Genomic DNA, 25,154 nt, shown 5'->3' with positions numbered 1-25,154 from the left:
TCCACGTGTACACCGTCTGCCGTGCCACGCCCACCGCAGCCGCAACCTCCGCGACCGGCTTGTTTGCTAACAGCATCCGTCCAGCGCGAACCCGATTCCTGGTCGCTTCGTCCATCTTCCCAGCCATGCAATCGACTCCCGATCAACGCCTTGAGTAGATAACGCGTCAGACTCGAATCGGTTGTCATGATTTATACAAGTCTCAATAGTGGAATTCCGACACGCTGGCTACGGCAGCTTCGTGGGTTCGAACTTGTGGAACCGTTGATCTTCCGATTCGAGGCCACAGTGGCAAAGACCGGCTAATCAGAGACGCTACAGTGCAAGTCCGCAAGTCCGTAAGTCCGTAAGTCAGCGAAAGTCAGGCGGTGAATTTTCTGAAGGTGTGCGCGCACGACCGGCACGAAATATCAAGCAACTTCCCTGCCGGAACCCGAAGCTGTTGGCTGCACCGAGGACATCGAACTACTATGGTCATTTTTAGATTGGCATACTTCGGACGGGGACGATCATGTTTAGCTTCCCAAGCCTCTTGTGCTGCATCAGCTTGCAATTGAGCAATGCTTGCGTTAGCTCGCGCCGTTTCAGAGTGGGTGGTCTTGGGTTTAGGCGGTTCGTCCTTCATTATTGACCGCAAGTGGTCCCAAGCTTCCTGTTCATTGGGGTACGCAGATGCTATTGCGTCGGGACCACTAGCAACTTGCTGAGGATTTGCGGTTCGTCTGGATGCACTTCCACGCCTTAAATTCTGAGTGCTTTGTCGGCCCATTGATGTAGCGCGTGCAGGCGATTGACCTTCTGACCGGCTCTTCGATGTAAGCAGCACATCTCGCCGCCGCAGTTCGAAGAAACACCGCGCCGTAGCCTCGACATCCGCTTTCGAAGTATGTGCGTCGGAGAAGTTGCGGCCAAACAGCGCAAGATAAAGCTCCTGTAGCTTCGGATTCTTGTAGCCAATTCCGTTCGCCCGCGGTATTCGGCAGACAGAGCCGCTGCTTTGCATAGTACAGATGAAAGGAAGGTGGAATATATCAAAACTGAATCCGTTTCGACTTAATTCTGCCCCAATGACTTTTATGTCGAAATCAACGTTGTGGCCAACAATCGTCAACTCCCCGGACGACTGCAAGTCAGTGACGAACCTTCCAAGCACGTCTTTGATTGGCCGCCCATACCTTCTGGCTTGTACCTCGGATACGCCGTGAATCCGCTCTGCCCCAGGTGCGATTCGAAAGCCATCAGGCTTCACAATATGGTTCTCCATCTTCTCTTCGAAGCCATTAGGCTGCGCGATCAGCCAAGTAATGGTGACGATTCGGAGTTCGAACCGTTTGCTAGGGTGGTCGTTGGTTTCGACGTCAACAAATATATATTTCATGGCTGGTGAAGGCTTAGTGTCAGACCCATGGGCAGTCGCGATGCTCACGCGATCACGCACGTGCCGGTTCAGACTGAGCATAGCACTGCGCATATTGAAAACTGTGGGTTAGGTAACATGGCTATTCACCAGCAAAGGGCGCCACATCGGCGTCGCCGCGCAATGGGGTAAAGCGTTGGCAGGAAAGCGTAAAGCATCACGCCTATGGTGTCCGAAACGGAGCACTGGCGGACACCCTGAATCAGGGTGTCCGAAACTAGGCTTGTAAACTTATCGGACACGGTGTAATATTCGTACGTATATTTCGGACACATGAGTTGCGGATGTCACGATTGTTTGCCTACTGCCGGGTCTCGACTGCGGACCAGACGACCGAGAACCAAGTGAAGGAAATTGAGTCAGCGGGCTTTGCTGTTGCGAAGCAGCGGATCATTGCCGAGACTGTTTCCGGTTCAGTTGCTGCTTCCGAACGCAAGGGGTTCTCAAAGCTACTGGACAAGCTGGAAGACGGCGATGTGCTGATCGTGACAAAACTCGACAGGCTGGGGCGGAATGCCATCGACGTGCGGGCGACAGTAGAACGGTTGGAAACCGCTGGCGTCCGCGTTCACTGTCTGGCGCTTGGCGGCGTGGACCTGACCAGCCCGGCAGGAAAGATGACCATGCAGGTCATCAACGCGGTGGCCGAATTCGAACGTGACCTTCTCATCGAACGGACACAGGCTGGCATTCGCCGGGCGAAGGCGGAAGGCAAGGCATTCGGCAGGCCGTCAGCACTGACAGGCGAACAGCGTGCCGCGGTCCTGGAACGGTTGAATGCTGGTGTCCCCGTTGCTCAGATTGCACGGGACATGAAGACCAGCAGGCAGACAATTTTGCGGGTCAGGGAAGGCGCGGCAGCTTCAGCCTTGGTGACGTAGTGCCGCTGGAAATGACGACACCGTGTCAGTGCTTCATGAACAGGGACAGACTGCGTAGACGACGGCCGGGATCACAAGGCAGGCAGCCAGCGCGAGGTAGTATTTCGCCCGTGATGGGGCGGGTTCGCAGGGAAATGATGACTCAGCGGCTTCATGTTGCCCTACCTCAATGGTTTAGTTAGAAGACTGTGCGCAGGTCTGTCAATGGCCATGACGATCATCAGAGCGCGCTTGGATGCAGTGCTCACAATATCTACCAGTGGCGGAATGCCATGAAACTGAAGCCAGTGAAACTTGAAGACATAGAACTGGACCCGCGCAAGTTCGATGGAGACATGCTGGAGGAATCGTGGGGCCGGACTACCGACGATGAATGCTTTGAAGGCATCTATGGCAGTGGCCTGACGGTGCCGGAGCATTCGGCAGACTACCCAGCTTGGGTGATGTGGCTGGCAAAGAACCATCCGAAAGCTTGACCCGCGGTCGCGCTGCTCCCCAATCTATGCGGGCGGCAACCTATCGCCTCGCCACAAATGAAAGCCCCCTCGGAACCGTCGCTATAACGTCCAAGGATGGCGACAAATGGACAACCTCGTCCAAAATCTGGATGCAACCATTTTGCATTCAAGTGCAATAAAGAGTGTTCCACGCCTTATGCGGGAGCAAGTTCAGGTTTTCCAGATAGCCAACATTGTTGGCCATGCCCCCCCTGAGCTTTTTTTGTTTGATGTTTCATTTATAGGCGGACACGGCGAGCTCGCTGGACCCCACTTCGGTGGGGTGTCCGCTAACCCTGCCCTGGCAACAGTCAGTTGTGCGGCTTCACTTGACGTCATCCGTTTGGTGGATTCAGCCAGCGGGAGGATATGGCCAATGTCCTCGGGAAGTTATGATGTTTCTGGAAGGGTCGTGCCGCACTCTCATCAGTCAGCGGCGAAGTAAATGCACTTGATCTTCCGCCTGCTGTCTCTCCGCGACGAAATGGTCGTGTAGCCAGGGAGTAATCCGTTGCAATCAAGTGCAAAGCATGATGCAGCGCCCCCTACTGGGAAGTAGGGCTGCCTCGCGCTCGATCGTGAGCAATTGCTGCGAGCGGACAACGAAGCGCTGGGCCGCTCTTGCTTGGTATGTTGATCACCGCGGTGTACAGTTTTTCAGCGTGGGGCCATTTCAGCGGTCGGACCTTAGCCGATCGGAAACGCGGGCCCTGACTGCTCCAGCACGGCGACGTCCGGGCGGCATTGATCGGACATTTATCGGGAGGGCGACATGTTCGCGCATGGAGTCAATCGCATCCCTGTGGTCTTCGAGGAGATCACCCGCTCGGACTCGCCCAGCTTTCGGTCCTTCTACGAGATGTATGAGGCTGCGTTCCCCATTGCGGACGAGCGCGAGCCGCCCGAGGCGTTCGACGCCATCCTCGGCTTCAATGCCAATCTGCCACTGCAGATTTCGCATGGGCCCTACCGCGAGATCGTCGTCGCGATCCGCGCGTGGGACGGCGGGCCGGTGGTCGGCGGCCACGTGTTCGGCATCACGACGAGCGCCGCCCACCGCGAGTGCGGCATGGCGGCGTCCGTGCAAGGCATCTACACCTTTCTGCATCCGTGCTGGCGTGGGGCCGTGCCAATTCGAACCTTGACCGAATATTCGCAACGCGCCGCCTCGCGCGTGTTCGAGACGCCGGGGTTCGAACCTCGACAACCGCCGCCCATCATCTTCGAGGTGAACAATCCACTGCGCATGTCCGCGCAAGAGATCGAACTCGATACGCGGCTGTCGGGCACGGACCCGTTCCGGCGCTACATGTTTTGGCGCAGGTCAGGTTTTTGGCCGCTGGACTTTCCGTACGTGCAGCCCCAACTGCGGGTCGACGCCTCGCCGATTGGCTATCTCGACCTCTTCTGCACCCATGGCGCGGCGACTTCGCTTCCGCCCAAGGTGTTGCTCAGGCATCTGAGCGCGTTCATGTCAGTGTCTGTTCTAAAGGGCCGCGATGCCGGCGAGGACGCCGACTTCGCGACGATGAAGGAATGGCTCGAATCCCACGACACGGTGGAGTTCAAGGACCATTCAAGTGGAGATATTGCCGCCATCGCGAATCACGTTCGCAAGCACTCGACAAAAAAAGTGTGACATGGGCAAGAGAGCCTGGTGGCCTGCGTGGCCCTATAAGATCCTGTACGAGTACCTTGAGCTCTACGAGAACAAGTTCGAGGCCATCGTTGCGACGATCGAGATCTTACTCATTGCGTTCGGGCTCTGGACGACGCTCCGCGAGGTGCTCGGGTCGCACAGCGAAGTCGGGCTCGCCACAATCCAGATGGCCTTCGAGTCCGCGGAGTTCGTAGTCTTTCTGCTGCTCCTGCTGACGGCGCTCAGCAGGTTCCTCGTCTCCATTCGGAGAACGAAACTTGGCTATGCCTACGATCACATCTTACAGACGTTCGGTTCGGGTAACGAGCCGGAGGCGTTGCGGCGTTTTCAAGAGCAGGTCGAGGCCGCGCCGATGGGATACGCTCCGGGGCTTCTGCCCGGTTGGTCCGACCAGGTCCAGTATCTGGCCGACAAGATCGCGGTGCAGACGGCGAGTCTGCTTTCCTTGAGGAGCTGGTTCTTCATAGACCGGCGATGGCAGCGGCGCGAGCGGGATTCGCTCTCCGAGTGGTTCAAGGAGTTTCCCGCTGCGCTGTGGATCGTGCCAGAGGCCGAGGATGCCCCGGCTCCAAAGGACCCGCTCAGCGGCGGGTACCTCAGCATTGTCGTCCCGATGACAAGCCATTCGGGTCGGTCGATTCGCAAGGGGCAACGAGCCACCGATCTCGCCGAATTGGACCTGAGCATTCTCGAGCGATTTGGTGATAACGCGGGCCAGAGCGCATCGGAAGCGCGAGGGCTCGATCTGCTGGCCTATTTGCACATCCATTTGCCATCGCCCGAGGCGCCACAGGCGCGAGACGACACGCGACTGCTGGCCGCCAGCATCCAGCACCTCGCCTTCCTGCTGCACGCCATCTACGGCGCAAGCGGCGACGCCTTCATGGATAACTGGAACTTCGCCGTGCTGTGCGAATCGTCGAACCGCCGGATGAACGTGATCCTTCAGGAGCTCGGTTTCGTGCGCATCGAGCGCAAGCCGGATGGGTCAGACACACAGCGTCGCGAAGCAAGAAGTTATGCAGGTTTCACGCTCTTCGAGCTGAACGTGGAACGCGGTTACTGCGAGGAGCCCGAAGGCAGGCACCTTCTGGTCATGCTGCGCAAGATGGTCCTCGCCTTCGCGAAGCCAGCGAAACTGGTGGCTTAGTTATCAGGCTAAAGAGCCGACACCAACACGCCTGCGCGCGCGCCCATTCGGCCGCTCCTGAAACGGATCGTCCATAAGATGGATTTCCTTCCCCTACCAATGGACACGAAAATGATTATGGGAAGGTCCGCCGCAGGCGACTGATCGCGCGACCGTTCCAATGCTATGGCCAATGGCTCGTAGTTATAAAAGTTGAGCCTCTCCGTCGCCAAGCTGCTGGCGGTGCAGAAGGGAACCGACATCACAGCCGCAGGAGAAGAAGCATGACCGGCTTTAAGAGCAACGTGGTATCGGGGCTGTGCGGAGCGGTATTGGCAGCGTCCGGGTTTGCTGCCTACACGGCGCATCAAGTGGTCAGCGGGGGTAGTGAGCCGAGCACGGCCAAGGTGCCACCGGTTGCCACCGCCCCGGCTGCGGCCCCGCAGGATGCGCTTGCCGAGGCCAAGGACTTGGTGCGTGCCCGGTTGACCGACCCGGACAGCGCACAGTTCAGAAACCTGTTCAACGTCACCAGTGTCAAAGGGGAGTTAGTCACCTGTGGCGAGGTCAATGCCAAGAACCAGTTGGGGGGCTATACCGGGTATGCGCACTTCTTCATCGCTGATTCGGGGCACGTGCACCTAGCTGCGGGCGACGTTGAGCGCCTTGTCGATATGCTGTGGGTAACTGCATGCGAAAAGCGGAGGTGGTAGATCATGTGGAAGATCGCGGTGCTGGTTGTGGCGGCGACGGTGTATGCCGGCTTGGTGGCGACCGAGTCTTAGGACCAGCAGTAGTCAACATAACTTTGCAACAGCTAACGTTACGCTGCCCCCCAGAGTGCACAGGTATCACGGTGCGCCCTGCAACTGAGTGCGCGGCGGTGCCGGTAACGGTGTGGCGACTGGACTGGATCTGGCTGCGGTTGGCAATTCGTGGCAAACCAACTGCACCTGCAACCGCACCACGAGAGCCTGATGGGGGGAAGATGAACTACGACATCATCGGCGATATTCACGGGCAGGTAGAAAAGCTCCGCGCGCTCCTACAGCGGCTCGGCTACAGAGAGCGTATCGGCACATGGCAGCACCCGGACCGCACAGCGATCTTCGTGGGTGACTTCATTGACCGAGGCCCCCACCAGCTTGAGACGGTTAGCCTCGTGCGCCGGATGGTCGACGGTGGTCACGCGTTAGCCGTCATGGGGAACCACGAATTCAATGCCATCGCGTGGTATCTAAAAGACCCGGTGCAGGAAGGGGAATACCTGCGGCCACATTGGGGCGAAGTCGGGAGTAAGAACCGTCAGCAGCATGCCGCATTCTTGGCAGAGGCTGAGGACACCCCAAAACACCGTGAGGCCGTGAACTGGTTCCTAACGCTCCCCCTCTGGCTAGATCTGCCTGAGTTGCGGGTCATCCATGCCTGTTGGCACGCCGCTTATATGGCCGATCTCGAACCCCTCTTGCGGCCGGGGAATCGACTGGATGATGCCTTGGTTGCAGCCGCCAGCCGTAAAGGTACGGCTGAATATCGGGCTGTAGAAGGGCTCCTCAAGGGGGCGGAGATTCCGCTACCAAAGGGCTCGTCGTTCTTCGACAAGGATGGAGTCGAGCGGCATGAGGCACGGCTTCGTTGGTGGGACGCCGCCGCGGTGACATACCGTGCTGCGGCGATAGTCCCTCCAGAAAGTCGCGGGCACCTCACCGACGATCCAATTCCTGATGACGCGCGGGTAGGATATGCGGCCGACAAGCCCGTGTTCTTTGGTCATTATTGGCTGACGGGTGTGCCAGGACCACTAGCCTCCCGAGTAGCGTGCGTGGACTACAGTGCCGGGAAGAAGGATGAACCGCTCGTTGCCTACCGCTACGACGGTGAGACCGAACTGGATGCCAGCAAGTTTGTAAGTTCCCACTGATGGAGGAGCGCATGTCTGCCGATTTTTCAACCCAGCTCCGACAGGCCACAGCAGGTGATGCCGACGCGCAATTTACTGTGGCCGAGGCTTACCGCATGGGGCGGGAGACCGACGAAGATCTCCCAGAGTCGTTGCGCTGGTACCGCGCCGCGGCCGAACAGGGACACCCCCAGGCCCAAAACAATCTTGGCAGCATGCTGCTAAACGGGATGGGGACAGACAAGAATCCGGGGGAAGCGGCCATCTGGTACCGCAAGGCCGCTGAGCAAGGAGAAGCCGCGGCGCAATTCAATCTTGCGCTTCGATACCTGCACGGGAACGGAGTGTCGCAAAGCGACACTGAGGCTGCGGACTGGCTAAAAAAGGCTGCCGCGCAAGGCTATACCGATGCCGTCGGCCAGTTGGGAACGCTCTGTCGCTTCGGGCAAGGCGTTCCCCAAGACATTGTCAGAGCTGCAGAGTTGCACACGATTGCCGCGCTCGAAGGCGACGTGACGTCGATCGGCAATCTATCCGACTACCATGGGGAAATCGAGAAGGCGGCGCTGCGGGGGAGCGTAATTGCAGCGCTAAGCCTGGCCAAGATGTATGACCGAGGCCTGGCCGTTCCAAAGGATCCTGCGCAGGTGTATGCCTGGCTCCAGTGGGCAAAGCGACATGGGCTCACCGACAACGATGCTGAGGCTATGGAGGAGCTGGAAGACATGGAGACGTTCTACAGCGCGTTCGCGTCCGATGAGGATGCAAAACGCGGTAAGGCCTTGCTCAAAGAGATGGCTCGGACTGCCGCAAAATACGCCGTGCCACCGACTGCTTCCGAGCACAACGCATAGCTAGGATTACCTTTGGGAGACCGCGATGGCGCTCACAAAGTCCCAGATCGGACGCTGCGGCGAATTGCTGGTGCAATACCGCCTGCTCAAGCTCGGCATTGAGTCTGCGCCCATGACCACCGATTCGGGGGTCGACCTAGTTGCGTACGCCCCTGCATCGGGTCGGCCAGCAACAATACAGGTTAAGACAAACCTCCGTGCGAAGCCCGGCGGGGTAAGGGCAAGGCCGGACTGGATTGGTGGGTGTCAACGGAATGCCCAACTGGGCTTATTACGTTTGTTGACCTATCTTCACAGCGCGTCTGGGTACAGCAAACCCCTGAACTTCCCGGCCTCGCACAGCAATGTTCAGGCGGTCGGTTTCACTTTTACATGTACACCGACCCCACCGCCCGCCCACGAAAGGCAAATCGGCTTCTCCGGTGGATGAAATTCCCACGGTACGCCTAGAGCATCTGACACTAGCAGCCCTACAAGCCCGCCGATTGCCGGATCGGCCGCATGATCCCGCAGCAGTCCGCCGAATCCATTGCTCTCATTGTTCTTGTCTTTCAAATCGCCCTCCCCGACTGGGGTTCGTTGTTCGCCATTGGAAGCGACTGGCACTTCCAATGGTGTCAATGACACCGATGGGACCTGTCGTGCGGCTGCTGCAGCATGGCTCATCTCGTCCACGCAAGTCTTGAAGATGCCTTGATCCGCGGAAGATTCATTCCCCCGATTGCACTTGAGTGCAGAAAGTCTACAAGGTAAATCATATGCCGGAAATAGCGCCTTCCTTCTCAAGGGGGAAGTACAACCGGACTGCGCATCGTTTCGGTGTTCAACCACGGCGGGACGCGGCATCAAGGGCATGCCCCCTTGCGCCGGCGCTCTGTGTTCAGCTCGGTGACCTACCGTCACGGAGCTGGCCAAGATGGCGTATCGAGGCGCTGGCCATGACTAAAGCGCCAACCGTTGCACTTGAATGCAGGGGCTGTGCCGGCATTGCTGCGGTTTGCACTTGAGTGCAGGAGCTTCCTCTTCATGACGGCATGCCTCGGCAGCGACAGCGCCGGCAGCAGGCTCGGGAAGTCGGCGGAATGCCCGACACCCTGCGCGTCTAGTTGCTTCAAAAGCAGCGCCCGCACCATCTCTGCTTCAAGAGGCTCGCTCATGTCAGCCTTCCATCTTCAGTTGGTTGACGCTGTCCGGTTGTGAAGATGGTCGAATGGAATCCCAGACCGGTGGCAATCCCATCAGGTTCCATGAGCGCCTTCTTCTTGACCTTTTGCGAGCAACGCAGAAGTCAACGGCGCAGCAATCTCAAATCCACGTAGCTGCTTAAGCCATCGCGTCGGAATACCGCCCAGCCCGAAGCGGATGCCGGCCAGGCCCCCTGCGACGCAGGCGGTCGTATCGGTGTCATTTCCGAACAGGACGGCCGTCCTGACGACGTCCTCGAACGTCGACTCTTCGAGCGCGCGCCGCGCCGACCAGATCGTGTCGAGCACGTAGCCCGTGCCACGCGGCGCGTCATGTTTCGGGAAACCTCGCAGGATGTCCAACTCGCGGAGATATTCGCTGCCTTTCCGCTCATCGGGCCACGCTTTATAGACCGTTTCGAGACGACTGTCTGCGGATGCCCACGGGTCCGCCAGACCGCGCAGATAGCCGGTGGCGACCAGACAATAGAAAGCGCACGCGACCTGCGAGCGCGCATGGGCATGCGTGGGTAGCGATTGCAGGTGGGCCCCGCGCACGAGTGCCGAGTCGGTCCCCGCATGCAGAAGCGCCAAGGGCAGACAGCGCATTAGACTGCCGTTGCCATTGTCCATGACATCGGCCCCACCCGATTCACGCGGCGACGCGCCGTCGCGCAGATTGTCCAGTGCGTCGGCAGTCTGGATGCCGACATCGAAGACCCGCCCATCAACGGCCAGATAGCCACGGTCCAGCCAGCGCAGCAGCCGGTCGGCGAAATCGACCAGCGAGAAGTGTTCGTGCTCGACCAGGGTGGCCAGCAGACACAGGGCCTGCGCACCGTCGTCGGACCAGGTCCCTATCGGCACACCGGTGTGCGCGCGCGGAAATCCAGCTGGCGGCTGCATCTCGATGGCCTTGCGCGCCGGCAACTGCTGCGCTGGGTGAAACTCATACGGTACGCCAAGCGCATCGCCCACCAGCACGCCCACAAGGCCACCCAGCTTGGCATGGGCGGGGTGCCACTGTGCCAACCCCAAAAATCCATCATGGCTCATTCGGTATCCTCCTTGACTGTCTTCCTTGCGACATCCGCCTCGTCGGCGATTGCCACCCTATCTTTTGCACTCATGGCCCGCAGGCCTGGCAGCGCTCTCGCGCGGGTCATCCCATCACTGTTCCCAAGGCAGACTGACATCCTCCCGGCCGAAATGGCCGTAGGCCGCGGTCGGATAGTAGATAGGACGCAGCAGGTCCAGGGTTTCAATGATCCCCTGCGGCCGCAGGTCGAACTCGCGCGCAAGCTCGGCAGCGATGTCGCGCCGTGATTCGACCTCGGTCCCGTACGTCTCGACCAGGAAGCTGACCGGCTCCGCCTCGCCGATCGCGTAGGCGAGCTGCACCAGGGCACGCCGCGCCCAGCCGCGCGCCACGACCTGCCTCGCTAGGTAACGAGCCATATAGGCCGCCGAGCGGTCCACCTTGGAGGGGTCCTTACCGGAGAAGGCGCCGCCGCCATGGGGCGCCGCGCCGCCATAGGTGTCGACGATGATCTTGCGGCCAGTCAGTCCAGCATCGCCCTTCGGGCCACCTGTGACGAAGCGCCCGGTCGGGTTGATCAGGCGGCGCAGTCCTTTGGCGCGGAAGTGCGCCGGGATCACCGGCTCGATCACATGCTCCAGCACCGCGGCGCGCAGCGCTTCCAACTCGATGCCCGCATCATGCTGCGTCGATAGCACCACGGCCTCAATCTGCGTGGGGCGGCCGTCGACGTAGCGGATGCTCACCTGCGACTTCGCATCCGGCTGAAGCCAGGGCACGATGCCCTGCTCCCGCAGTTCGGCCTGGCGCCGCACGAGCCGGTGCGCGTAGACGATCGGCGCCGGCATCAGCTCCGGCGTCTCGTCGGTGGCATAGCCGAACATTAGCCCCTGGTCCCCCGCGCCCAGGATGCCGTCGGCGCGATCGACACCTTGGTTGATGTCCTGCGACTGGCCATTGAAGCGGATCTGGACTTCGCAGTGCTGCGGGTCGATGCCCGTTTCGGCATCGCGGTAGCCCGTTTCGCGCAGCACCTCGCGCACCAGCGCCTCGGCCGACTCTCGCACCGCCTCGAAATCATCGCGGCGTCGCGTCTTGAACTCGCCGGCTACGACCACGCACTGGTCCGCTAACAGCGTCTCGCAAGCAACCCGCGCATGAGGATCGCGCGCCAGGAAGGCATCCAGGATGCGATCGGAAATGCGGTCGGCCAACTTGTCCGGATGGCCGGCGGAAACCGACTCCGAGGAAAAAAGCCCGTTGCGAATTGTCATGAATCTCTCCTGTTGTGCCGCGCCCGCTTGCTGTCGGCAGCACTAGGGCTCCACCCGTTGTCATCGAATGGAAAACGTATAGCCGAAGGTCAGCTCGGGCCAGGGTGTAGGAAGGACCTGGCCGGCTTTGTATAGCCCGCGGCCGTACTTCCTATAGAAGATCGCCAACGCAAACAGCGGGGCGTAGACCGGTGGCCCCGCGCGCGAGAAGCCGAGGTAGGTCAGCTCTCCCGCACTGGCCGAAAAAGCCGCGTGGACAGCATGGAAGAACGCGTCGCTCTTCGTCACGCATCCGTGCTCGTCGGCGATCAGCTTCGCGTACTTCCGGCTTCGCTCTTGGCTGGCATTGGTGTAGAGCCCCATCAGATCGGCCTGTTCGTGGTCTCCGATGATTTCGACGCGCACACGCTGCGGCACACGCTGCGCCAGGTACATAGGGAAATGCACCAGATCGAAGCTGTGCCTGCGTAAAGCGTCGTCGTCGACGGTGATGGTGGCGTGAGACATATCCCCCGCCTTCGGCATGCAGTCGTCAGCGGGCATGCGTCAACACCGCGGGAATGGGCTGCGGCAACGCCGGATGCCTCTCACCAGCGAGGTACTGGGCCTGGGGTAGGTATGAAGCAGTCGCGTCCCGGCGGACGGCTGGGAGGCAAGTAGGGATGGCAGGCATCTCGATCTCCTGTTTAGCCGCGTTTGACGAATTGTCGGGGGCGGCAAGCTGGAACAAATCCCCCGGTCCATTCCCCCATGCGGGGCGGCAGACCAGCCGTTTCTCAATCCGAGTCTGTCTAAAACTATCGCAAGAGAATCAATTGCGGCATGGCATCCGCGCCGGACCGGACGATGGCGTTCTGGCCGAATTGCGTACCCAGTGCCTTCGCGTCGTCCAAGGCAAGGCCAAGCGTAAGGAAGCTCTCCTCGCCCGGCCATCCATTGACAGGATGCTGGCCGATGCCGCCGATGAAGCGGAATCCGCGTTGCTGCAGGGTGTGCGCCAATGCCCGCTGCCGCTCAAGATTGCAGGCCGGCTCCCGCTGCTCGCTAAAGGGATTGCACGCCGTGATGAAGGCGCTGCAGGCCACGCCGTCCGTATCGTGCAGTGCAGCCAGCACGGGGTTGGCCTCGCCCACCTTCTGGGTGGGCGGGGTGCCGCCGTGCACGTGGTAGTGGGTTTCCAGATAAGCCTGGATGATGTCTTTAGGAATTTCCGAGTCAGAAAACAAAAAACCCTCCGTTGAAGGAGGGTCGACGCGTTACCCGCTTGGTTGCTCCTACAGGAGCCACATCCGCTTTCGCGATCCACCTTGCCCGGGGAGGCAGGTTGGCATGGGCGTCGACCCAATTCATAATGTTCGTCTATTAGAGCACACGCTATCGCAGTACGTCAAGCGCCGACATTGTCGGGGGCAGAATTCCGTGCAAACTAACACGGAGATGAAACCCAGATCCACAACTTTGCCCGCGGCCTACATCACCTCGCGCAGTTCTCCAAAGCGGGCCAGTGGTGGGCGGATTCCGTTGCACTTGAGTGCAGGGCTATGCCGGCATTGCTGCGGTTTGCAAAGAGTCCTAGTAGCTTGCGGTCCATGACAAATTGGGGCCACCGTTCGCGACTCTTCACGTTGTTCGCAATGAAAGCCTGGACCTTATGCCTGACAAGCTAATCGGACACTGGCACGTGACATCCCGTACGTCTGCACCCGCGAGCGTTGGCTCTAGCTAGCCTCATGAATCCAGTGAGCCGCAGGATCGCTTAACCCGCCTCCTACCCGGCGCAGCAAACGCCGCCGACTCCGCCCTCACCCGCTCCAGCAGCTTCTCGGCCGACTCGTCGCTCGGATCCTGCGGCACCAGTTCACCTCGAAAGGCCTTCGTCAGCAGCGCGGGGATGAGCTTGTCAAGGCGTTCGCGGGCGCGCTCGTATTGGACCTGTACCTTGTCAGCGAGGCCGAACAGAGACTCGACCCGGCGGATGATTTCGCGTTGCTCTTGGAGCGATGGCAGTGACATTGGGAATTCTTTCACCTTCGAAAGGTTAAGGTTTGGCTGATTCCCTCCCTCTGCCAAATCACGCATCTCGTAATAGTTGGCCTCAAGCGTCAGGCGCACATAGCGCCTATCCGCTTTTGCTTGATCAACTTGCACCGCAGCACAGGCCTGATTGATTGTGGCCGGAATTGCTAATTCCGTTACTTGGCCCCGTGTTTTGCCTTCGCCATACAAAGCAATCAACAATGTGCCGGCTGGATAGATTTTCAGCCTATGCGCTCTGATTGCCTCATCGGTCACAAACTCATCTGCTGCAGTTACGAAACGCTTGGAAGTGGCGGCACTGGTAATCCACGGCGTGCCCTGCGGCGCATAGAAGGCAGGATTCGAACGCAATGGCGTAGATCCAGTGCCGACTTGGGCAACAGCCTGCACGTCAACGGAACTCCACTCCTTCAACAACCCGCACTCCAACCGCCATTCCTCCGTCAGCTCCCCGCTGATGGCAGCCGCCAGCACGGAGTGCCGGAAGCGCTTGAGCAGCGCCGGCACGCGCTCCAGTCGAGCGCGAGCTGCATCCACGCGGGCCAGCACGGCGTCGAGTTTGTCGGCGATGCGCTTTTGTTCGTGTAGGGGCGCAAGCACGAATGGCGCCTTCTTCCCTGCGTCCGTGCCGAGACGTGGCATGTTCAATCCATGACTGACTTCTGCCGCGTAATCGAGAAAGCGCGGATTCTTGAGCCAGTAGAAAACGTAGCGATTGTCCGTGGCACTGGTCCGCTTGATTGGCACGATTTCAGTGGTGCAGAAACCATCAGAGTCGGCGATCACAACCTTGTTCAAGTATGGTCGCAATTTCCCGTAGAGCACATCTCCCTTCACGAAGCTGTTCTTCGTGCTCTTGGACTGGCGATCCCCGAAGGTAAAACGACCGACAATCCTCGACGTGTCCTTCTCGATGTCCTCAAGCTCCAGAATCCACGCGTCGTCCGCGATTTCATCCGGCTCAGCCTTGATGGTCACCCCGTAGTCAATGACTTCGCCCAGCGTCGTTTCCAACCACCCTTGCGGAAATTCACTCATTCCTCTACCGCCTCCACACCCAGTTCCTCCATCAAGCCGCGCAACTCCTCCAGCGCGCCTTCCAACTCGGCCATCGCCTCCTGTGCCAGCACCTTCGGCTTCCTCAGTTCGCCGCCGTTTTCGTCCTCGTCCTTCAGCCAGGCAATGTCCAGACTGTCGCCACGCTTGGTGATGTCCTCGCGGCTGAAATAACGGAACCGCCCCTCAGCGCCCGTGTCCCTGCGCTGGGCACGCCCGTCCGGCTGGCTGCCATAAGCCTTCTCGAATTCGGCAAAGTGAGCACGGGTTAGCGGCGTGCGCTTACCGAATTGGGGCATGTTCGCGCGCAAGTCGTACACCCACACGCCGGTGGTGTTGCCCTTCTCGGTCTTGCCGCGGGTAAAGAACAGCACGTTGGTCTTCACGCTTTGGGCGTAGAAAATGCCCGTGGGCAGACGCAGGATGGTATGCAGATTGCACTTGTCCATCAGGTCACGGCGAATCTCCGCGCCGATGTTCGCCTCGAACAGCACATTGTCCGGCAGCACCACCGCCGCCCGGCCGCCAGGTTTGAGCGCTCGATAGACATGCTGCAGGAAGGCCAGTTGCTTGTTACTGGTCGGGTAGGTGAAATCATCACGAGTCGGCAGGCCGCCGCCCTTCTTGGTGCCGAACGGCGGGTTAGTCAGGATCAGGTTGGCCTTGGGCAGTTGCTGGCCCTCGCTCGACAGCGTGTCACCGAACCGGATGCCACTGTTCTCGTCCGACTCCAGGTCATGCAGCATCAGGTTCATCAGGCCGAGACGGTGAGTGTCCTGCACGAGTTCCATCCCGTGGAACTGACGGCGATAGGCCTTGTACACCTTCTGATCCAGTGCCTCAATGTCGTTGCGCTCGCGGATGTAATGGTTCGAGGCGATCAGGAAGCCGCCGGTACCGGCCGCCGGATCCTGGATCTGCTCGCTCAGTTGCGGCTGCATCAACGCGACCATGCTGTCAATTAGCACGCGCGGCGTGAAGTACTGGCCGGCGCCGGACTTCTTTTCGTTGGCGTTTTTCTCCAGCAAGCCTTCGTAGAGGTCGCCAAGGCCCTCAACCTTGGCCGAATACCAGTCGATCTCGTCGATGGCGCTGACCAGCCCGGTCAGAGTCGCCGGCTTCTTGATGAAGGAACTGGCGTTGGCAAAGATCTCCTGCGTGATCAGGGAACCGTGCGTACCAAGGTGGATCAGCATGACCTTGTAGAATTCCAGCCGCTCGGGCGCGGCCTGGCACTCCAGGTCGTCCCATCGATAGCCGGCCGGGAGCTTGTCCTCGGTGCCGGTTTCCTTGGCCATCTTCAGGAACAGTAGATAGGTCAGCTCGGTGACGTACTGATGATAGGTCACGCCGTCGTCGCGCAGGACGTGACACAGGTTCCACAGCTTGGCGACAATGTCGTTGGTGATGTTGCTCATTGGTCCTTCTTATTGATTGGCAGCAAGCTGCCAAATGGCTTCGTTCATGTCGGCCAGCACATCATTGAGCTGCTGGTCGAAAATTTGATTGAGACGCCGGAATCCGCCCTGCTGCCCGAACGGCCCTTCATTGATCATGGCTTCGTCCAACACGATGTTCGCCTTGACTTGCTTGGCCAGCCGCTTGAGCCAGTCCTGCTGGACCGGCGTTAGCTTGCGCTGCTGGCTGATGCGCCGTACTGCATCGTCCACGCGCTGGTCGAACGACATCAGCGGATCGCCTAAGGCAGCCTGACGGACGAACCCGAGCACGCGCGCGGCGATCTCGTGGTTTGATTTCTGCGCCCAAGCATGGGTCAGGGACTTCTCGTCAAAGCCGGCGCCTTCCAATGCGACCACTAGATCCATTAGGTCGCGGCGGGTCAGCTCGCGCGGCCGCTGCACTACGGCCATCAGCGCGGGCAGGGTATTGCCATTTTCCTTGACGAACCTGGTGAACCGCTCTAGATAGTCATCCGGTCGCCCGTAGGCGGGGGTTATGTCAATCAGCTTGTCCTCGTGTGAAGACACGACCAGCGGATCGGCTGGCATGTCCCGCTTGCGATCAAGTAACTCGCCCAGCCCGACATGGCGGGACCACCATTCGGCTAGTTGCTTCGTGTCCGCCGTCTTGAGGAATTCGGCGAAGTCCTGCGGGTCGCAGCCAGCCTGCTTCAGTGCATTGGCTTGGGTTTCAGTCAGGTGGCGCTTCTTCCGCTGCCACTTGGCGAGCAACTGCTCGCGTGCCTGCTGGGCAATGGCCTGCTCCGGGTGCTCGATGATTTCCCTGGCCAGTTGGACAAATCCGATGTTCGAGTTCTGAACAACCGGCTTCATGCTGTTGACTGCTTCGAGATTGGTGTACAAGTCCACGGCATCGAAAATGCGGAAGACATCTTTGCCGATCTCATCGCACCGGCGTGTTGCGCGGCCGAGCATCTGTTCATACAGGATGCGACTGTTTACCCGGCGCAGAAACACTAGATTGCTGATCGCCGGCACGTCGATACCGGTGGTCAGCAAATCTACCGTAACAGCGATGACTGGATTGGCCTCGTTGCGGAAGCGACGGATCAACTGCAGGGGTTTGTCCGCACTACCGGTGATTTTGAGGATGGCATCGTCATCGATCTCGATGCCCTTGCCCTGGAACGCCTCCTTTAACAACCGCACTACCATGTCGGCGTGGACGTCCGTTGCGCAGAAAATCAGGGTCTTATCCGGGCCAGCGGGATTGAGATGGTCCGCTAGCGCCCCACAAACCGCACGGTTGAAGTGCTCGGTGATAACCTTCCGGTTGAATTCACCCACTTCGAAATCCAATTCGTCTGGCGCCTGGAATAGATCGAGCGTCTGGGTGTGGGCGTTGTAGGCTGCCACTTCCTCGCCAACCGCATAGTGGATGCCCCCTTCGCTCAGTTCCGTACGAACGCGGAGGGCCGGATCGTGATCGATCAGGTGACCATCCAACACGGCTTCGCGGTAGGAATAGACAAACACCGGCATGCCAAAGATTTCGGTCGTATGCAAGGCCGGCGTGGCAGTCAGGCCAATCTTGACCGCGTCGAAGTGATCGAGGACGCGGCGGTACTTGGAGATGTAATCGGCCTGATCCCTGAACTGAGCCTCGACTTCGCTCATCTCCCGATCCAGCAGGTAACCGCGGTGGCACTCATCGACCACGATGCAATCGTATGCATCGACCGGCAAGCCGCCATCCTCGTCGTACAGGATGCGCTTGACCAGTCCCTGCACGGTGGCGATGTGCAATTTGGTATCCGCTTCGGGCTGCTGCTCGTCAATTTCCTTGATGCCAAAGACGTCGGCGAACCGGTGCAAGGACTCCATCTGCGTTTCCTTGAACGCATTGGCCGCCTGTTCGCCCAACGCCGAGCGGTCGACCAGGAAAAGGATCCGACGGAAACGTTGCGCCTTAAGCAAGCGGTAAACTAAGGCGATACAGGTCTTGGTCTTGCCGGTCCCCGTGGCCATCGCGAGCAGTACACTCTGCTTGCCGGCTTTGATCGCATCTTCCGTGGCTAGGATGGCCCGGCGCTGGTAGTCACGCAGCGGGAAGCCGAACTGAAATCCAATGCTGCCCAGCTTATTTTCCGCTTCATCGATGTCCTGCTTCAGCAGCTCACGGACGCCCTGCGGGGTGTACCAGCCATCCAGGGCCTTGCGGTGATTAGTCGGACGCCGCAGGTCGCAGAACCAGATGCCGCTCACCTCCTTGAACTGCTGCTGGAACGGACGACCATTAGTCGCAAACACAAGCGGCACGCGGAACTGCCCCCATTGGACCTGCATCGGTGCGCCGGATTCGTCCAGCGCATCCCTTGCATAGCGTCGGGCCTGATCGATGGCGGAAGCCACGTTCCTGCTATTGCGTTTGGCCTCGACCACGGCCACGCACTCGGTGCCGAGGAACAGGGCGTAGTCCACGGGGCCGCTAGCGGTCGGCCACTCAGCGATGGCAAGATGCCGGCCGGGTTCAGGCCGGCTACCAGCGCTGTAGCGCAACTGAGCGGAATTGGCCTCCCAACCGGCGTCACGTAGTTGCTGGTCGATCAGCTCGCGCGTCGACTTTTCGTCCAGTAGGATCTGGTCGGCGGCGTGGTCGACCAGCCTCTGTAGGCGAAGCAGGTCCTCCTTCGGCTGCTCGGCGGCCTTCGCCTGCAACTCGGCAAGCTGCGCGGCAGAGACTGCCTGCAGTTCGGCAAGCCTAGCTTCAAGTCCATCGACAGTCTGGCTACCATCCGCCGCCAGGGCTTCCCAAAGCCTAGCCTCTTCCCTAGCTTGAACGATCTGTTCCTCGGCGGTCTGCGCCCGTTGAGCCTCCGCCTCGAACCTCTGCCGCAGCTCCACCAGTTCGGCCTTGACTGCGGCAGACTCGTCCACTGGTGCCTCCGGTGGTATGAAGGCTCCGGGCTTGAAGTCGGCGTTGCCGAAGCTGCGCTGAAACCAAATACCGAGCTGGGAGGCTATCTTCAGGCCCTGCAGCGCGGCCCGATGGTCACCAACGAACTGATGGTTGGCCTCGTTACCAGCCTTCCGCAACCAGTGGAACAGATCGGCCACGTCCCGCGGCAGCCAGCCGGCACCCTTCAGCCGGGACAGCAACGTCGCTTGGCTGTCTTCGTCCGGAGAGTAGATGCCTGCCCTTGCCGCCACCTGCTGTGCCATCAACTCGCCGAACTGGCGCTGTTTGAGCAGGCTCGTATTGGGATCATCAGTGAAATAGCGCTCGGCCCCCGCCCCCAGCAAGGCCAGGTCCGCCTGCAGGCGTGCCAGATGCGCAAAATTCGAACGAGCTCGGGACATCTTGTCTTTTTCTCCTGAGGCACCTAGCGACCGGCTCGTATAATAACCGAAGGGCCAGTAGCGTTTGATACGCATTAGGACAACCCGAGCAAAATTTGATGTTAGGGTTTTGAGTGCGGCGACGCCATACTCGACTCGAAGTAACGTTTGGATTCGAACACGAGTGCGCTTGGAATGCCCTGCGGATCAAAATCGAGGATCTACCGGCGGTAGTGCATGTTCGCGGTGCCGACGGCGGCAGTGCTGAACCCGCGGCCATCGAGCAGGCCAGGCTCCCGGAAGTATAGCTGCAGGCACACCGCGGTGCGCCTGCAGCAGCGGCCCGTGTCCAGTCGACACGACGACCGTCGCGTGTAGTTGGTGCTCCCCCCGCACTGCCCCCCCATCTGGACAACCTCGCAATCTGTTGGGGTCAACGTTGGGGTCAAACGAACAGAATGAAAAAAGGGTCAGCGGTTACTAACCGACTGACCCTTGCTACGTCTGGTCGGGGCGAGAGGATTTGAACCTCCGACCACCTGCACCCCATGCAGGTACGCTACCAGGCTGCGCTACGCCCCGAAAGAAAAAGATTATATCAGACGCTTTTCAAGATTGGCTAGTCTTTGCTGCACTTTTTATTCGTGCTTCGCAATCTGCCGAAGCTGCGCGAGCAAGTGCTGGACTTCCACCAGTTCGTTGCGCAGGTGGTTGACGTCGAGCGAAAAAACCGGTGCTTCATCGGCAGCCTCTGCAACATGCGCCTGCTCGTCTTGCGCGTGCGCATGGCTGTGCTGCCGTCCTTCGTCGAGCCGATTGCGGGCACCGTTGATGGTGAAGCCCTGCTCATAGAGCAGGTCGCGGATGCGCCGGATCAGCAGGACTTCATGATGCTGGTAATAGCGCCGGTTGCCGCGCCGCTTGACGGGCTTGAGCTGCGTGAACTCCTGCTCCCAGTAGCGCAGCACATGCGGCTTGACGGCGCAAAGCTCGCTGACTTCGCCAATGGTGAAGTAGCGTTTGGCGGGAATCGGCGGCAACAAGATGCGTTCGCTGGATCTTTCCGACATACGGTCAATGGGCGGGCTTCAGGCCGTGCCGGGAGAGGTTGCGGTGCCCGCGCGCGATAGCGCGGGGACAAACGAGACAAGCAGGATAACGAGTGCGCGCGCTGCTGGCAAACGACCGAACGATCAAATAGTCAGCCGGCCACCGGCACCAGGCCGGCACGCTCTTCCACCAGGCCCTTGAGCTTCTGGCTGGCATGGAACGTCACCACGCGCCGCGCGGTGATAGGGATGATCTCGCCAGTCTTGGGATTGCGGCCGGGACGTTGCGGCTTGTCGCGCAGCTGGAAATTGCCGAAGCCGGAGAGCTTGACGCTGTCGCCATGTTCCAGCGCTTCGCGGATCACGTCGAAGAATGCCTCGACCATGTCCTTGGATTCGCGCTTGTTGAGACCAACCTGGTCGAACAGCATTTCGGCGAGCTCGGCCTTGGTCAGGGTCGGCACCTCGGCGGCGCGGGCGTCGGACGTCTCGTCGTCGAGCGAGGCTGCCTGCCGGTCGCCTTCCTCACCCATTGCGGCAGCCATGAGATACGCGTGTCGATCGTTCATTGTCATTCAGTGTGGCGATCCGCCCGGATGCGGAGTCCGGGCGTTCCATTGTCATGTCAGCTGATGGATCAGCCGCGCATCCGCGCCTGGAATGCAGCGCTGGCGGCTTCGACCATGCAACGTACCGCACTGTCGACGGTTTCGTCCTGGAGTGTCGCCCCAGTATCTTGCAAGGTCAGGCGGAACGCAAGGCTTTTCTCGTCCGCGCCAATGGCCGCCGAGGCCGCTTTCGGGCGGAACTCGTCAAACAGCACCAGGCTCTGGCAATAGCTGCCGTAGCCTTGTTTTTCCAGCGCATCGCGCATGGCGTCGAGCAGGTCCTGCACCCGTACCGACTGCTTCACCACCAGTGCCAGGTCACGTACCGCGGCCGGGAACCTGGAGATCTCGGTGTAAGTGGGCAGGCCCACTTCACGCAGCGCGTCCAGGTCCAGCTCGAACACCACCGGTGCCTGCGTCAACTCATATTCCTGCAGCCAGCGCGGATGCAGTTCACCGATCATGCCGGCCACCTTGCCGTCGATCACCACCTGCGCGGCGCGGCCCGGATGCAGCGCGGGATGCGTCACCGGCTCGAAGCGCGCCACGCGCGGATGCAGCAATGCCTCGACATCGCCCTTGACGTCGAAGAAGTCCACCGTGCGTGCGGGGATGCCCCACTGTTCCTCGAAGGCCGGACCGTAGGCGATGCCGCCGGCAACCATCGGCTGGCGGTAACCGGCGACGGTCAGGCCGCCATCGGCGACCGAAGCATCGCGATGGAACACGCGGCCCACCTCGAACATCCGCACGCGCGAGGCCTTGCGGTTGAGGTTGTAGCGCACCTTGTCGACCAGGCCACCGATCAGCGTGGAGCGCATCACCGCCAGCTGGCTGGCGATCGGGTTGAGCAGGCGGATCGGATGATCGTTGGCGGCGAAATCGCGCTCCCACTTCTCTTCGACAAAGGCGAAGTTGATCACTTCCTGGTAGTCGCGCGCGGCAATCGCGTGGCGCACTACGTGGGTCGAGCGGCGTGCTTCGTCGGTCGGGCGCATCTCGCTCTCGGCGATCGGCGGACGTGCGGGGATGCGCTCGAAGCCATAGATGCGTGCCACTTCCTCGATCAGGTCTTCCTCGATCTCGATGTCGAAGCGGTAGCTCGGCGGCGTGACCACGAACACTTCGCCGTCCGCGCCTTGCTCGCGCGTGAACGGCAGGTGCAGGCGCTGGAACACGTCGGCGATCACCGCCGGCGACAGTTCGATGCCGAGCACGCGCTCGGCGCGCGCCACGCGCAGGCGCACCGGCTTGCGCTGCGGCAGGTTGACGATCTGGTCGTCGACCGGGCCGGCCTGGCCACCGCAGATATCGAGGATCAGCGCAGTGATGCGCTCGATATGCTCGACCGTGGTGGCATAGTCCACGCCGCGCTCGAAGCGATGCCCGGCATCGGTCGAGAAGTTGAAACGGCGCGATCGGCCCTGGATCGCTTCCGGCCACCAGAAGGCGGCTTCCAGGTAGATGTTGGTGGTGTCCAGCGTGACGGCGGTGCTGTCGCCGCCCATGATGCCGGCCAGGCTCTCGATTTCCTTGTCGTCGGCGATCACGCCGACCTGCTCGTCGATCTCGACCGTATTGCCGTTGAGCAGCTTGAGCTGTTCGCCCTTGCGGCCCCAGCGCACGTCCAGGCCGCCGTGGATCTTGTCCAGGTCGAACACATGCGTCGGACGGCCCAGTTCGAGCATCACATAGTTGGAGATATCGACCAGCGCGGAGATGCTGCGCTGCCCTGCCCGCTCCAGGCGCTGCACCATCCAGGCCGGCGTGGCCGCGTGCGCGTTCACGCCACGGATCACGCGGCCGGAGAAGCGGCCGCACAGGTCGGGCGCCGAAATCCTGACCGGCAGCTTGTCGGCCAGCGTCACGGCAACCGGCTTCATCTCCGGCAGATGCAGTGCCGCACCGGTCAGCGCGGCAACTTCACGCGCCACGCCGTGGATCGACAGGCAGTCTGCCTTGTTGGGCGTGAGCTTGATGACGAAAACCTGGTCATCCAGGTCCAGGTACTCGCGGATGTTCTGGCCGACCTTCGCATCCTCGGGCAGGATCATCAGGCCGCCGTGGTCTTCCGACAGCTTGAGTTCGCGCGCCGAGCACAGCATGCCGTAGCTGTCGACGCCGCGCAGCTTGCCGACCTTGATTTCAAACGGCTTGCCGCCCGCTTCCGCCGGCGGCAGCACCGCGCCAACCAGGGCGCACGGCACCAGGATGCCGGGCGCGACGTTGGGCGCGCCGCAAACGATCTGCAGGTTCGCTCCGGTGCCGGCATCGACCTCGCACACATTGAGACGATCCGCGTCGGGATGGCGCTCGGTGGACAGCACGCGCGCCACCACCACCTTGTCGAAGGGCGGCGCGACCGGGCCGACCTCTTCCACTTCCAGCCCGGCCATGGTCAGGCTGTGCGAGAGCGCATCGGTGGAGATCTTGTCGGGATTGACGAAACTGCGAAGCCAGGATTCCGAGAATTGCATGGCGCTTCTGATCCGGTAAGTATTCTGTTCTGGGGTGTCGGTGACGATCTGCTCTGGCGCGGCGCTGTCAGGCGAACTGGCGCAGGAAACGCGCGTCGCCTTCAAAGAACAGGCGCAGGTCGTTGATGCCGTAGCGGAGCATGGTCAGGCGTTCGAGGCCGGAGCCGAAGGCGAAGCCGATGTAGCGCTCGGGATCCAGGCCCATATTGCGCAGCACATTGGGATGCACCTGGCCCGAGCCGGAGATCTCCAGCCACTTGCCTGCATTCTTCCCTTCCTCGAAGGCCATGTCGATTTCGGCGGACGGCTCGGTGAACGGGAAATACGAGGGACGGAAACGCACCTGGATGTCATCGCGCTCGAAGAACTTGCGCAGGAAGTCGGTGTACACGCCCTTGAGGTCGGCAAAGCTCACATGCTCGCCGATCCACAGGCCTTCGACCTGGTTGAACATCGGCGAGTGCGTGGCATCGCTGTCGACGCGGTAGGTGCGGCCCGGGCAGATCACCTTGATCGGCGGCATCTCGCGGCCCTTGTACTTCTCCACGTGCATGCGCGCGTAACGCACCTGCATCGGGCTGGTGTGGGTACGCAGCAGCAGCAGCTTGCCGTCGCTGTCGCGGCCGTCCACGTAGAACGTATCCTGCATCGAACGGGCCGGATGGTTGTCCGGGTTGTTCAGCGCGGTGAAGTTCATCCAGTCGGTTTCGATCTCGGGACCATCGGCCACGTCGAAGCCGACCGAGCCGAAGATCCGCTCGACGCGCTCCCAGGTTTGCATCACCGGGTGCAGGCTGCCGCGGGCAACCGCGCGGCCGGGCAGCGTGACGTCGATGGCCTCGGCGGCCAGGCGCGCGTTCATCAGCGCATCGGCCAGCGCCTGGCGGCGAGCCTGCAGCGCGGCCTCGACCTGCTGCTTGGCCTGGTTGATACGTGCGCCTTCGCTCTTGCGCGTTTCCGGGTCAAGCTTGCCGAGGCTCTTGAGCAGCTCGGTGAGCGCGCCGGTCTTGCCGAGAAAGCGGGCTTTTTCGTTTTCCAGCGTGGCGTTGTCGTTGGCAGCAGCGAAGGCGGCCTGGGCGTCGGCGACGATTTGATCCGGATCCAGAGACATGGCGGCGGTCGGCGATAAATTTGGCGTCCGGGTCACGCTGGGCCCGGGCGTGGGTTGGCACTAGGTGCGATGTGGGTGCAGAGTCCGCGCGGCACCGGGGGCGGCGCGGGCTTCGTTTCGGATATCGCCTGCGATGCAGAACGGCATTCGAAATAAAAACGGGGCTCGGTGAGGAGCCCCGTTTCTGCAGGTCCGGCCGAATCGCTGTCGCAGCGACACGC

The 25,154-nt window shown here is 60.7% G+C and carries 22 protein-coding genes, 1 tRNA gene and 1 riboswitch; of the genes, 8 read left to right on the top strand and 15 right to left on the bottom strand.

The genetic code is table 11. The features are described 5' to 3' along the window. Positions 1-361 precede the first annotated feature (361 nt). Complete coding sequence (locus tag AC1DQ3_RS04175) at positions 362-1,378, bottom strand: 3'-5' exonuclease (protein ID WP_477118897.1); 1,017 nt, start codon at positions 1,376-1,378, stop codon at positions 362-364. 323 nt (positions 1,379-1,701) lie between these two features. Here AC1DQ3_RS04175 and AC1DQ3_RS04170 point away from each other — a divergent pair, with 323 nt between their 5' ends. From AC1DQ3_RS04170 to AC1DQ3_RS04135, 8 genes are all read left to right on the top strand, one after another. Beyond that, on the top strand, positions 1,702-2,298 hold the full coding sequence (locus AC1DQ3_RS04170) for a recombinase family protein (protein ID WP_477118896.1): 597 nt from the start codon (positions 1,702-1,704) through the stop codon (positions 2,296-2,298). A gap of 272 nt (positions 2,299-2,570) precedes the next feature. Next, positions 2,571-2,774 (top strand): hypothetical protein, encoded by a 204-nt coding sequence (locus tag AC1DQ3_RS04165; protein ID WP_477118895.1) that lies wholly within the window; start codon positions 2,571-2,573, stop codon positions 2,772-2,774. A 106-nt stretch (positions 2,775-2,880) separates the two neighbouring features. Continuing rightward, a complete protein-coding gene (locus AC1DQ3_RS04160; RefSeq protein ID WP_477118894.1) occupies positions 2,881-3,240 on the top strand; it encodes a hypothetical protein in 360 nt (119 codons plus the stop codon). A gap of 327 nt (positions 3,241-3,567) precedes the next feature. Continuing rightward, entirely contained in the window at positions 3,568-4,434 is an 867-nt protein-coding gene (locus tag AC1DQ3_RS04155) for a hypothetical protein (protein ID WP_477118893.1), read from the top strand. A 1-nt stretch (position 4,435) separates the two neighbouring features. Next, positions 4,436-5,605: a hypothetical protein gene (locus AC1DQ3_RS04150; RefSeq protein WP_477118892.1), complete on the top strand. Its 1,170-nt coding sequence runs from the start codon at positions 4,436-4,438 to the stop codon at positions 5,603-5,605. A gap of 263 nt (positions 5,606-5,868) precedes the next feature. After that, positions 5,869-6,297 (top strand): hypothetical protein, encoded by a 429-nt coding sequence (locus AC1DQ3_RS04145; RefSeq protein WP_477118891.1) that lies wholly within the window; start codon positions 5,869-5,871, stop codon positions 6,295-6,297. 275 nt (positions 6,298-6,572) lie between these two features. Further along, on the top strand, positions 6,573-7,505 hold the full coding sequence (locus AC1DQ3_RS04140) for a metallophosphoesterase (protein WP_477118890.1): 933 nt from the start codon (positions 6,573-6,575) through the stop codon (positions 7,503-7,505). A gap of 11 nt (positions 7,506-7,516) precedes the next feature. Then, the gene (locus AC1DQ3_RS04135) at positions 7,517-8,338 is read left to right on the top strand and encodes a tetratricopeptide repeat protein (protein WP_477118889.1); all 822 of its coding nucleotides are present in this window, start codon (positions 7,517-7,519) and stop codon (positions 8,336-8,338) included. A gap of 348 nt (positions 8,339-8,686) precedes the next feature. Here AC1DQ3_RS04135 and AC1DQ3_RS04130 read toward each other — a convergent pair whose 3' ends face one another. The 14 genes from AC1DQ3_RS04130 to pheS form a co-directional block, all read right to left on the bottom strand. After that, positions 8,687-8,893, bottom strand: a complete 207-nt coding sequence (locus AC1DQ3_RS04130) for a hypothetical protein (protein WP_477118888.1) — start codon at positions 8,891-8,893, stop codon at positions 8,687-8,689. A gap of 344 nt (positions 8,894-9,237) precedes the next feature. Continuing rightward, positions 9,238-9,495, bottom strand: coding sequence for a hypothetical protein (locus AC1DQ3_RS04125; protein WP_477118887.1), 258 nt, complete (start codon positions 9,493-9,495; stop codon positions 9,238-9,240). Between the two features lie 81 nt (positions 9,496-9,576). Then, the gene (locus AC1DQ3_RS04120) at positions 9,577-10,578 is read right to left on the bottom strand and encodes an ADP-ribosylglycohydrolase family protein (RefSeq protein ID WP_477118886.1); all 1,002 of its coding nucleotides are present in this window, start codon (positions 10,576-10,578) and stop codon (positions 9,577-9,579) included. 114 nt (positions 10,579-10,692) lie between these two features. Next, a complete protein-coding gene (gene metK / locus AC1DQ3_RS04115; protein ID WP_477118885.1) occupies positions 10,693-11,835 on the bottom strand; it encodes a methionine adenosyltransferase in 1,143 nt (380 codons plus the stop codon). 60 nt (positions 11,836-11,895) lie between these two features. Beyond that, positions 11,896-12,378, bottom strand: coding sequence for a hypothetical protein (locus AC1DQ3_RS04110; protein WP_477118884.1), 483 nt, complete (start codon positions 12,376-12,378; stop codon positions 11,896-11,898). A gap of 254 nt (positions 12,379-12,632) precedes the next feature. Beyond that, complete coding sequence (locus tag AC1DQ3_RS04105; RefSeq protein ID WP_477118883.1) at positions 12,633-13,061, bottom strand: DUF3293 domain-containing protein; 429 nt, start codon at positions 13,059-13,061, stop codon at positions 12,633-12,635. Positions 13,062-13,089: 28 nt separating this feature from the next. Beyond that, positions 13,090-13,195: riboswitch (SAM-I-IV-variant riboswitch) on the bottom strand. 368 nt (positions 13,196-13,563) lie between these two features. Continuing rightward, a complete protein-coding gene (locus AC1DQ3_RS04100) occupies positions 13,564-14,910 on the bottom strand; it encodes a restriction endonuclease subunit S (protein WP_477118882.1) in 1,347 nt (448 codons plus the stop codon). After that, positions 14,907-16,346 carry a class I SAM-dependent DNA methyltransferase gene (locus tag AC1DQ3_RS04095; protein ID WP_477118881.1) on the bottom strand — a complete coding sequence of 480 codons (1,440 nt, stop codon included), beginning with the start codon at positions 16,344-16,346 and terminating at the stop codon, positions 14,907-14,909. The genes AC1DQ3_RS04100 and AC1DQ3_RS04095 overlap by 4 nt, the downstream gene beginning before the upstream one ends. A gap of 9 nt (positions 16,347-16,355) precedes the next feature. Continuing rightward, entirely contained in the window at positions 16,356-19,709 is a 3,354-nt protein-coding gene (gene hsdR, locus AC1DQ3_RS04090) for a type I restriction-modification system endonuclease (protein ID WP_477118880.1), read from the bottom strand. Between the two features lie 484 nt (positions 19,710-20,193). After that, positions 20,194-20,270 (bottom strand) — tRNA-Pro (locus AC1DQ3_RS04085). Positions 20,271-20,326: 56 nt separating this feature from the next. Next, the gene (locus tag AC1DQ3_RS04080) at positions 20,327-20,758 is read right to left on the bottom strand and encodes a MerR family transcriptional regulator (RefSeq protein ID WP_477118879.1); all 432 of its coding nucleotides are present in this window, start codon (positions 20,756-20,758) and stop codon (positions 20,327-20,329) included. A gap of 131 nt (positions 20,759-20,889) precedes the next feature. Next, positions 20,890-21,306, bottom strand: a complete 417-nt coding sequence (locus tag AC1DQ3_RS04075) for an integration host factor subunit alpha (RefSeq protein ID WP_477118878.1) — start codon at positions 21,304-21,306, stop codon at positions 20,890-20,892. 68 nt (positions 21,307-21,374) lie between these two features. Beyond that, complete coding sequence (pheT, locus tag AC1DQ3_RS04070; RefSeq protein WP_477118877.1) at positions 21,375-23,822, bottom strand: phenylalanine--tRNA ligase subunit beta; 2,448 nt, start codon at positions 23,820-23,822, stop codon at positions 21,375-21,377. Positions 23,823-23,889: 67 nt separating this feature from the next. After that, positions 23,890-24,933, bottom strand: coding sequence for a phenylalanine--tRNA ligase subunit alpha (gene pheS, locus AC1DQ3_RS04065; RefSeq protein ID WP_477118876.1), 1,044 nt, complete (start codon positions 24,931-24,933; stop codon positions 23,890-23,892). Positions 24,934-25,154 lie beyond the last annotated feature (221 nt).

It is taken from the genome of Cupriavidus sp. 01T418, assembly GCF_056398885.1.
The sequence above is the reverse complement of the archived record's forward strand: the minus strand, read 5'-3'. Positions and strand labels throughout refer to the sequence as shown.